This is a genomic window from Kurthia sp. Dielmo (genome assembly GCF_000307285.2).
Classification (GTDB): domain Bacteria; phylum Bacillota; class Bacilli; order Bacillales_A; family Planococcaceae; genus Kurthia; species Kurthia populi.
Genome location: NZ_HE578957.1, coordinates 19,665 through 29,302 on the forward strand (window position 1 = coordinate 19,665; position 9,638 = coordinate 29,302).

11 protein-coding genes are annotated in these 9,638 nt (G+C 40.3%); 5 read left to right on the plus strand and 6 right to left on the minus strand.

From position 1 onward, the window contains the following. Positions 1-29 precede the first annotated feature (29 nt). Complete coding sequence (locus tag KTHG_RS05015; protein ID WP_255512387.1) at positions 30-644, minus strand: DUF4352 domain-containing protein; 615 nt, start codon at positions 642-644, stop codon at positions 30-32. A gap of 12 nt (positions 645-656) precedes the next feature. Continuing rightward, complete coding sequence (locus tag KTHG_RS05020) at positions 657-2,039, minus strand: alkaline phosphatase (protein ID WP_139991886.1); 1,383 nt, start codon at positions 2,037-2,039, stop codon at positions 657-659. A 187-nt stretch (positions 2,040-2,226) separates the two neighbouring features. On the opposite strand from KTHG_RS05020, the gene KTHG_RS05025 reads away from it, so the two are divergent. Next, the gene (locus tag KTHG_RS05025; protein ID WP_126989486.1) at positions 2,227-2,571 is read left to right on the plus strand and encodes a zinc ribbon domain-containing protein YjdM; all 345 of its coding nucleotides are present in this window, start codon (positions 2,227-2,229) and stop codon (positions 2,569-2,571) included. A gap of 147 nt (positions 2,572-2,718) precedes the next feature. On the opposite strand, the gene KTHG_RS05030 is transcribed toward KTHG_RS05025, so the two are convergent. Then, on the minus strand, positions 2,719-3,600 hold the full coding sequence (locus KTHG_RS05030) for a cation efflux transmembrane domain-containing protein (protein ID WP_139991888.1): 882 nt from the start codon (positions 3,598-3,600) through the stop codon (positions 2,719-2,721). 82 nt (positions 3,601-3,682) lie between these two features. Between KTHG_RS05030 and KTHG_RS05035 the strand changes: the two genes are divergently transcribed. Further along, positions 3,683-4,375, plus strand: coding sequence for a YwaF family protein (locus tag KTHG_RS05035; RefSeq protein WP_139991890.1), 693 nt, complete (start codon positions 3,683-3,685; stop codon positions 4,373-4,375). A 109-nt stretch (positions 4,376-4,484) separates the two neighbouring features. On the opposite strand, the gene KTHG_RS05040 is transcribed toward KTHG_RS05035, so the two are convergent. Further along, complete coding sequence (locus KTHG_RS05040; RefSeq protein WP_139991892.1) at positions 4,485-5,648, minus strand: iron-containing alcohol dehydrogenase; 1,164 nt, start codon at positions 5,646-5,648, stop codon at positions 4,485-4,487. A gap of 90 nt (positions 5,649-5,738) precedes the next feature. On the opposite strand from KTHG_RS05040, the gene KTHG_RS05045 reads away from it, so the two are divergent. Together KTHG_RS05045 and KTHG_RS21080 are read left to right on the plus strand one after the other, a co-directional pair. Next, positions 5,739-6,209, plus strand: coding sequence for a GNAT family N-acetyltransferase (locus tag KTHG_RS05045; RefSeq protein WP_139991894.1), 471 nt, complete (start codon positions 5,739-5,741; stop codon positions 6,207-6,209). A 36-nt stretch (positions 6,210-6,245) separates the two neighbouring features. Further along, positions 6,246-6,419, plus strand: coding sequence for a hypothetical protein (locus KTHG_RS21080; RefSeq protein WP_158620944.1), 174 nt, complete (start codon positions 6,246-6,248; stop codon positions 6,417-6,419). A gap of 155 nt (positions 6,420-6,574) precedes the next feature. On the opposite strand, the gene KTHG_RS05050 is transcribed toward KTHG_RS21080, so the two are convergent. Further along, positions 6,575-7,957, minus strand: a complete 1,383-nt coding sequence (locus tag KTHG_RS05050) for an FAD-binding oxidoreductase (protein WP_126989491.1) — start codon at positions 7,955-7,957, stop codon at positions 6,575-6,577. A gap of 123 nt (positions 7,958-8,080) precedes the next feature. After that, positions 8,081-8,251 (minus strand): hypothetical protein, encoded by a 171-nt coding sequence (locus KTHG_RS21085; RefSeq protein WP_158620945.1) that lies wholly within the window; start codon positions 8,249-8,251, stop codon positions 8,081-8,083. Between the two features lie 201 nt (positions 8,252-8,452). On the opposite strand from KTHG_RS21085, the gene KTHG_RS05055 reads away from it, so the two are divergent. Beyond that, positions 8,453-9,613, plus strand: a complete 1,161-nt coding sequence (locus KTHG_RS05055) for a M20 peptidase aminoacylase family protein (RefSeq protein WP_139991896.1) — start codon at positions 8,453-8,455, stop codon at positions 9,611-9,613. Positions 9,614-9,638 lie beyond the last annotated feature (25 nt).

Consider the following 9,638-nt stretch of genomic DNA (forward strand, 5'->3'; position numbering starts at 1 on the left):
GCAGGTAGCTAATCGGCTACCTGCTTTTTTTATGGTTGTAACGTAAATGTTGTTTGTTTTGTGAGCTGTTGTTCATGTTCGTCAAAAACCGCACTCGTTGTAACCGTAAGCGCATCATCACCCGGCTCGGTAATGTAGCCGATATTGCCTTGCTTTTTTTCTGAAGGGGCAAAGGAGCCACTTATATTATCTAAATAAATATCTCGTTCAAATGATTGTGTGCCTGAAGCGGCTTTTAACGTTGCAACAGGGGAGAAGTGACGTGTTTCTTTGGCGGTATTTTCAATCGTCACATACGCTTTTACAAAATCGAATGTTTCCTTATGTGTGAGCTGATGGAAATAATCAACCATACTATAGTCTGGCTCTAAATGGATACGCTTCACATCATGAATCGTTAAATGAATATCGCCAACGACAATCGTTTGTGGCTCAAAGTTTGCCTCCTTTAAGGTCATAAAGCCCTTTTCTGCTTGAATTGTATCGTTTTCCTTTAACAGGGTACGGTCATCTGGAATTTGTGCATTACCGTTATAGCCTGTTGCATAATCGGTTCGTGGTAGATGGTCATCTGCCGTCGCCTTCTGTTGACATCCCGCTAACAGGACGACGAGCAAGATACCAATGAAAAAGCGAATCGGCATCCTCTAGCTCCCTTAGTTCATTTTTTTATCGTTAATTTTTGTTTTCTTTTTTGTGTTTTGTTCGAGTAATTCAAATACGAGCTTGGCTTGGTCGGTATTATCGATTTGACCAGCAAATTTTTCTGCCTGTGGCCCATACGCATAAACATTAACATCTTCGCCTGTATGACCGCCTGTCGTCCAGCCAGTGTTTGAACGGCTATCGGCAATTTTTTCGATGGCATTATCGATATCTGTTACTTTTTTCGTTGTCGCGGCTTCTTTCACTTGGTCGATTTCAGCTGTCGTTAAATCAAGCTTGATATATTGTTTAAGTGTTTGTTCCACGTCTGCACCACCTGCGATTTGTGCAGCTAGATAATCAGGCGTTTTTGAGAAAGCTTGCAGTGCTTCGGGATTCCAGTTGTAGTCCCCGTTAGCAGCAACTGAGAAGCCACCTGTTGAGTGGTCAGCAGCCGCAATAACAAGTGTGTTTTTATCTTTTTTTGCATAGTCGACAGCTTTTTGGAATGCAGCATCAAAGTCCTTCATTTCACTCATTGCGGCGACAATATCATTATCATGACCTGCCCAGTCGATTTGACTGCCTTCAATCATTAGGAAGAAGCCATCATCGTCTTTTTTCAATTGCTTTAATGCCGCCGTGGTCATATCGCGTAGAGAGGGGGTGGTGCTCTTACGATCGATCATTTTATCAAGACCGCCATCTGCGAAAAGACCGATAAGCTGGTCCTCTTTATTTTTTGCTAAAGCTTTTTTATCCGTTACATAATGGAAGCCGGCTTTTTCAAATTCCTTTGTTAAGTCGCGGTCTTGTCGCACGAAATTTGATTTACCACCACCAAGCAATACATCGATTTTATGCTTTTTACCAACTAATTCATCAAAATAATCATCTGCGATGGCATCCATATTTTTACGGGACTCATCATGTGAGCCAAATGCCGCCGGTGTCGCATGGGTAATCTCTGATGTAGCAACAAGACCCGTTGCTTTTCCTAATTCCTTTGCGCGCTCTAACACCGTTTTTACAGGTTGTTTATCGTTGTCGACGGCGATGGCATTATTATAGGTTTTAATGCCCGCAGACATTGCCGTAGCGGCAGAAGCAGAGTCCGTTACATTTTGTGCGGGATCTTCAGGATAGGTCATTTGCTGACCGACTAAGTATTGATCTAGTTTGGTTTGTTTCACGAATTGCTGCTGTGGCGCGTTTTGCATATAACGATACGCAGAAGTATAGGAATTTCCCATGCCATCACCGATTAAAAAAATAATATTTTTCGGTGAGTCCTTCTTTTTGGATGCTGCCTCGGCGTTTGTAGCACCAAAGGCACTTAACGCAAGCGCAGAGCTTGCTAAAACTGCAGCGAATTTCTTAGACCAAATTTTCATGTAACTTCCTCCTTAAATGGTATAACTTTACTGTAACGAAGAAATGTAAGGAGAGCTTTAACGCAGCGTAAAGAAATGTAAAATTCGTGAACAGGATGCGAGGAAATTTCATTGAAATGAAAGAAAAGGTTGTTCGACCATAGAGAGCTATGGCATGATGGAGAAATGTAGGAAGGGAGAGATAAAAATGGAGAACATTCCAAACTGTCCGAAGTGCAATTCGGCCTATACGTATCATGATGGTTCAGCGTTCATTTGCCCAGAGTGTGGCAATGAATGGACGGCATTTGAGCAACAACAAGCAGAGGAAGCGGCGCTTATTCGCGATAGCGTCGGCAATATTTTAAATCCAGGTGATAGTGTCACAATTATTAAAGATTTAAAAGTGAAAGGCGCCACCTCTGACTTGAAAGCTGGTACAAAAGTGAAAAATATCAAGTTTTGTGGCGATGTTGACGGGCATGATTTAGAAGCGAAAGTAGAAGGTTTTGGCTCTTTATATATTCGTTCACAATATGTGAAAAAAGTCTAATGACAAAATAGCCTTTAACATACGTGTAAAAACAACCGCTCCTATGAGCGTAAAAAAACCGGAATTGCGCTATGGCGCGGTTCCGGTTTTTCATTGCGAATGCTAAAAAAGGAAAATAAAATGTTTTGTACTAACCTTTTTTTATAATCAGGTGACTGGGGTAAGTTGTTTTGACGATGTGTCTACAATAAAACGAATGGCGGTTCTTGTAATCGCGTATTGCTGCTTTAAGAGCGTCAGCACTTCTTGTTCAACGGTTTGAATTGGTGCATCAGCTGTAATATATAGCTGACAACTAAACGTCATTTCTTCGCCAACAACCGTCCATAATTGTAAATTTGCAATGTCTGTAACAGCATCTAAACGATACAAACTTCCTTGAATAGCGGCAAGTTGACGTTGCTCGGAGGTGCCTTCTGTCATTAAAATGAGCGAGCGTTTTAAAATGCGATATGCTTGGTTAAATAGGGTAAGTGCAAGCATAAACGCCAATACTTCATCAATAGTAGATACTTGCCATCTAATTAACAGGAAAGATACTAAAATGACAAGCAATGCATTTAAGCCGTCTGCACGCAGTAAATAACGTGTAAATGCTTTTGAACTCGTTTCGTATGATGACAGTAGCAAATAACAACAGAGGTTACTAATTAAAATAAGCACGGCGATTTGTAAAATCGGCTCAATAGCAACTACTATAGGCTCAGGCTCCATAAGGCGTAGCATACTCATAACTAATAAGAAGCAAGCCATAAGCGAAAAAACAAGCCCACAGCATAAAATTAAAAAGCGTTCAATCAACCACATATGGTACATCTGACGAGATTTTGCTTTTTTTGCGATATAGTTCTGGTTTACAATATAGAAAAGGAGCAATGAAATCGTCATCAGCAGATGACTTAATGCGCAAAAAAGCGCTAAACTTTTTGTCTCAAAGGCGATTGTCATAGTAATTACATACGAAATAATTAATAAAAAACAAGCCATTGCTGTTTTTGTCGTCTGCCATTTTGATGTGTTGGATAACATTGTAATGATAATAACCCCCTAGTATTACTCTAGTTATACCCGCATTGTCTTTATTTGTAACGTAACGAAAGGAGGGAAACGTATGCCAACAACCGGCTTTTCATTGTACGATTCTTTTCATATAGGTTGGCTAGCATTTGGAATACTTGCGATTTGGTTTGTCGCGCATCAATATCGTTTAGCAACAGACGAGGCGCGAAAGAAAATTCGCATTGCTTTAGCCTGGGCACTTATTTGTGCGGAAATTATCCGAGATAGTTATATTTTCTTTCTTGAGACCTGGTCAATCCGTTCATTGCCACTAGATTTATGTGGTATGGCATTAGTCGTTATTTTAATTTATGCTTACACACAAAATAAAACGGTTGGCGAGTTATTATATAGCATCTTTTTACCGGGTGCATTCGCCGCACTCTTATTTCCGAACTGGACGCATCGTGAAATGTTTAGTTTTATGAATAATTATAGCTTTACGTATCATATTTTAATTGTGGCATTTATCATTATGCTAATCGCTTCAAAAGAACTACGCCCACAACCGAAAAACTTATGGAAATCGGCCTTATTTTTACTAATTTTAACGCCGATTATGTATATGTTTAACAAGCATTATGAGACCAATTTCTGGTTTTTAAGCACACCATCAGCGGGCTCACCAATCGTGCCGCTTGAACATATTTTTGGAAACCCAGGCTATATTTTTGGCCTTGTTTTATTATTATTTATCGTGTGGCTTGTGCTTTATTTGCCATTTGCATTACGTAAGAAATCATAAAAGAGAATGTCATTTGATAGTGATGTGCAATAAAAAGAAGGAGTCGCGTGTTGGCGCGATTCCTTCTTTTGTCATGCTTATATATGGTTGTTTCAGGTTCATTTAATATTTAAAGAGCAGCTTTGAAAATCGCTTCTGCGTCAGAGGCTGTAACGGTCGCGAAATTCCCGAAATCCCCTTGACGCATCGCGCGATCGACAATGATATTAAGCGTCGAGTCGTCGATTTGATACGTAGCTAAATGTGTCGGAGCACCAATTGACTCCCAGAAGGCTTCAAGTTTTTCGATGCCTTTCATTGCTACTTCTAAATCACTTAATCCCGTCGTATTGACATTGAATACACGTGTTGCGAGCTTACGGAAGCGCTGCACATCCTCGTGAACATAATGGCGCATCCAACGAGGGAATAAAATCGCTAAGCCGCCACCATGTGGAATATCGTGTACAGCAGAGACGGCATGTTCTAAATTATGCGTTGCCCAGTCGCCGCGATAACCCATATTTAACATGCCATTTAACGCCATTGTACTCCCATACATTAAGGTAGCACGTGCATCATAGTTTTCAGGGTTTTTCAGCACATCGGGTGCGGCTTCCATAATCGTTAATAATAATCCCTCACACATACGGTCTTGGAACTCTGTATGGTCGGCCTCGTGGAAATAATGTTCGAGTACATGGCTCATACTATCGACAATACCATAAATTGTTTGGTTTTTTGGTACAGAAAATGTATAGGCTGGATCTAATATTGCAAATTGTGGGAATGTTTTTGAAGAACCCCAGCCATATTTTTCTTTTGTCTCCCAATTTGTAATAACAGAGCCTGAATTCATTTCTGAGCCCGTTGCCGCCAGTGTTAAGACAACACCAAATGGTAGTGCATCACGCACTTTTGCTTTACGTGTCACAATATCCCAAGCCGTTGCATCGGTTTTAGCGCCTGCGGCAATTAATTTAACGCAATCAATTACAGAGCCACCACCAACGGCTAAAATAAAATCAATGCTCGTATCACGACAAATGCGGATACCTTTTTCAGCTGTATCGACACGTGGATTTGGCTCAACGCCACCTAACTCGACAATATTAGCACCTGCGTCTGATAACACTTTATAGACATCGTCATAGACACCATTTTTAAAAATACTACCGCTTCCATAAACGAGTAAAACGTTTTTACCGTAATGTGTTAGCTCCTGCTCTAATTTTAAGATTTGTCCCTTCCCAAAATGAAGGCGCGTTGGATTATAATACGTGAAATTTTCCATAAAATCCCTCCCTCTCTTCATAGTAAGAAATTGTGCGCATTTGTACAACTAATTCGCACGCTTTATAATAAATAAAAAGGGGGAATCGACATGATTCGGCGAGCTACATATGAAGATATACCGATGATTCAAAAAATCGCCGTTGAAAGTTGGCGTCAAACGTATCAACAAATTATTCCACCGAAGCTACAGCAGCAATTTTTAGCATTTGATTATAATTATCGTCAATTGCGCCACCGCATTGATACGACGCTATTTTTCGTTGCGTTGCAGCAAGATGTCATTGTTGGCTTTGCTAATTTTTCAATAGGTACACGAAATGAGCTGGAGACAATTTATTTAAGCCCAGCCGTTTTTAGTGAGGGGATTGGGCATCAATTATTGGTAACAGGAGAATCCTTCTATCCAGCAGGCACTGAGCTATACGTACGTGTCAATGCATTGAATGAGCGAGCGATTGCTTTTTATACAGCACATCAGTTTACGTTCGTAGAGCAGCGTTTGGAGCAAATTGAAACGATTCAGTTTAGAACGAATACGATGCACAAAATCCTGCTATAACGTGATACAATCAACAAAGAAGAAGGGACAAACCACATGATGAAAAAAATGGCCATTCAGCTCGTATTTATTATCGTGATTATTGCGTATTTGATATATCATAATTTCAATTTACAAAATATAAACGGTGTTATTATTACAATTATGATAGGGCTTTGGGTACTAGCTACTGTGATGATGGTGACATTAGATCGTTCAAAACGAAGTTGATTGTTACTGTAAAAAAGAGGCTTTGACATACGTGTAAAAATAACCGCTCCTAGGAGCATAAAAAAACCGGAATCGCGCTGTAGCGCGGTTCCGGTTTTTGTTGCGAACGCTAGAAAAGGAACATGATGTTGTCGCAATCTCTTTTTATGGTTGAGTTATACTTCCGCAATTAATTTGCCTGGGTTTAAAATGTTTTTAGGATCTAATGTGTGCTTAATGGCACGCATAACATTTAGCGATTCGCCGTGCTCGCGTGATTGATAAATCATTTTACCAACACCAACGCCGTGCTCACCTGTACAAGTACCACCATTTTCAAGACCAAACTCGACAAGACGTGCATTATAGGCTTTCGCACGTGCTACATCCTCTGGGTTATTTAAATCCATCATCACAAGTGAGTGGAAGTTGCCGTCACCGACATGTCCAAGAACGCCACCAATCATGCCCGTTTCATCAATTAATTGACGTGCAAATTCAATCGCATCTGCTAACACACCAATTGGCACCACGACATCGGTTGTCATCATTTTTTTGCCAGGATAGCCATGAATATAAGCATAAGCCAAATTATGACGCGCTTCCCATAGCTCATGACGCGCTTTATTATCTGTTTCAAAAAAGATTTCCAAACAACCATTATCATTCATGATTTCTGTTGTAAATTCGACGTCTTGCTTCAAACCTGCCTCATTACCATGGAATTCTAAAAATAATGTTGGTTTTACTAAGTAAGACGTTCCGCTATAGGCATTGGCTTGCTCCATTGATTGCTCATCAACTAATTCAATACGTGCAATCGGCACACCTGCTTGTAAGACCATTGTAGCCGCTTCAATTGCTTGACGAACCGTAGGGAATACAGCACGTGCGGCCATTTCAAATTCAGGAATACCATATACTTTTAATGTCAGTTCCGTAAAACAACCAAGTGTGCCTTCTGAGCCTACGAATAAGCCATTTAAGTGATAACCAGATGATGATTTCGCGGCAAGATTCCCCGTATGCATAACACGTCCATCTGCAAGCACGACTTCTAAGTCCCGTACTTGGTCACGCATGACACCATAGCGAACTGCTGTTGTACCACTGGCATTCGTTGCGGCCATCCCACCAAGCGTAGCGTCAGCTCCTGGATCTACTGAGAAGAATAGGCCATGTTTTTTCAGTTCTTTATTTAATTGCATACGTGTGACACCAGGTTGTACACGCACTAATAAATCTTCAGGGCGCACTTCTAAGATTTGATTCATTTGACTAAAATCAATTGTTAGCGTATGTGTTACTGGGATAATATGGCCCTCTAAACTAGAGCCTACACCAAAGGGGATAACCGCAATTTCATATGTATTTGCGACTTGCATAATTTTTGATACTTCCTCAGTCGTACGAGGGAAGACGACGATGTCAGGTAGAGCCATTTCATGATAGGATTCATCACGACCATGATTCTCACGGACTGTCTCATTTGTCGAAAGCTGATCCTTTCCTAAAAAGGTCTGTAATTCTTCGAGGATTTTTTCTAGTTGAGCGTGCATCTATATCACCATTCCTTTTGAAAATTCGTTATTTTCTGATAATTATATCGTGAAATGGAAGATTTGAACAGTAAAAAACCATCATTCTTAAAAAGAATGATGGTTGACTGAACTATGGATAATTTACGATGCTTGTGGGCCTGGATTAACGACAGCGCTATGCGTTGACTGAATCAAAAGTAATAATTCTTTTAAAGCTGCTTCGATGTCTTCGAAAGAGACAGATGCATCAAGGAAAGCAGGGATTTCAACGTTTGTGTCATACGGGTCAATAGCAATATTTTTAACATTCATAGCCATTCCTCCTAGTGCCTTTTCTCTATTATACCTAAAAAGACAGAAAATTTCAAACAAATTTTATTATAATATGTAAAGCTTTTGTAAAAATAAAAGACTTAAAAAATTAAATTTTCTGAAATAAATTTGCTTTTTCATTGAAAGCATGATAAAGTAGTGTACATTTATAGCGAAATAGAAATTTAAGAGGTGACGCATGTGCAACAAGTGCTGGAACAACATAAACCATTTTTACGACAAGTATATGAACAACTACATGCTATTCCAGAAGTTGGCTGGCAAGAATATAAAACGACTGCGTATTTGGCAAAAATCTTACGTGATCAAAATTTCCATGTCACAACTTTTGAAGGTTCGACTGGCTTATATGTTGAAATCGGTGAAGGTGCGCCAGTTATCGGACTTCGCACAGACATCGACGCTCTATGGCAACAAGTAGATGGCGAGTTTCGTGGCAATCATTCATGTGGTCATGATGCACATATGACGATGGCAGTAGGAGTACTTTTACTATTAAAAGAATTACACAACCCTGCATCAGGAAAAATTCGCGTCTTGTTTCAACCCGCTGAGGAAAAGGGGAACGGCGCATTATCTTTTGTAGAACGTGGTTTAGTTGATGGTATGCAGTTTTTATTTGGTATGCATATTCGTCCTGTACAAGAAATGCAAGATAATAGCTATAGCCCCGCACTTTATCACGGAGCAGCACGTTTAATTGAAGGCACCATTGTTGGCCAAGAATGCCACGGTGCACGCCCGCATTTAGGGAAAAATGCCATTGAAATTGGCTCAAGTCTTGTAACGGCTTTATCTCATATTCATATTGACCCGATGATTCCATCGTCTGTTAAATTAACAAGCTTCCAAGCAGGAGATATGCAAAATGCGAATACAATCCCTGGCATTGCGCGTTTTACAATTGACGCACGCTCCCAAACAAATGAAGGCATGGAACAGCTAATGGCCCAGCTACAGTTAGCAATTATGGGTGTTGAACAATCCCATCGCGCTAAAATTGAATTTGAGACGAAAGCAACGATTGTCGCAGCGGAGGTAGACGATACGGCTAAACAATTAATGAAGCAAGCTATTATTGATACATGTGGCTTAGATCATTTAGCGGCAGACGTCGTAACGCCGGGTGGAGAGGATTTTCATTATTATACATTGAAGCGTCCATACATTAAGGCGACGATGCTAGGTGTAGGTTGTGGTGTTACACCGGGCCTACATGATCCACATATGACGTATAACCGCGACCGTTTATTTACAGGTATTGAAATTATGACAAAAACCATTTTACATGCAGTAGCCTTTAGTCAGCGTAGCGTGATACAACGCGGTGCAACCTCTTAATAAAAAAGAGGCTGGGATAAAACAC

Excerpts from the sequence above, each read along its gene's own strand:
- KTHG_RS05025 (WP_126989486.1), top strand. The coding sequence starts at position 2,227 with ATGGAGAACATTCCAAACTGTCCGAAGTGCAATTCGGCCTATACGTAT.
- KTHG_RS05040 (WP_139991892.1), bottom strand. The coding sequence starts at position 5,648 with ATGGAAAATTTCACGTATTATAATCCAACGCGCCTTCATTTTGGGAAG.
- KTHG_RS05020 (WP_139991886.1), bottom strand. The coding sequence starts at position 2,039 with ATGAAAATTTGGTCTAAGAAATTCGCTGCAGTTTTAGCAAGCTCTGCG.
- KTHG_RS21085 (WP_158620945.1), bottom strand. The coding sequence starts at position 8,251 with ATGAATGTTAAAAATATTGCTATTGACCCGTATGACACAAACGTTGAA.
- KTHG_RS05030 (WP_139991888.1), bottom strand. The coding sequence starts at position 3,600 with ATGTTATCCAACACATCAAAATGGCAGACGACAAAAACAGCAATGGCT.
- KTHG_RS05015 (WP_255512387.1), bottom strand. The coding sequence starts at position 644 with ATGCCGATTCGCTTTTTCATTGGTATCTTGCTCGTCGTCCTGTTAGCG.
- KTHG_RS05050 (WP_126989491.1), bottom strand. The coding sequence starts at position 7,957 with ATGCACGCTCAACTAGAAAAAATCCTCGAAGAATTACAGACCTTTTTA.
- KTHG_RS21080 (WP_158620944.1), top strand. The coding sequence starts at position 6,246 with ATGATGAAAAAAATGGCCATTCAGCTCGTATTTATTATCGTGATTATT.
- KTHG_RS05035 (WP_139991890.1), top strand. The coding sequence starts at position 3,683 with ATGCCAACAACCGGCTTTTCATTGTACGATTCTTTTCATATAGGTTGG.
- KTHG_RS05045 (WP_139991894.1), top strand. The coding sequence starts at position 5,739 with ATGATTCGGCGAGCTACATATGAAGATATACCGATGATTCAAAAAATC.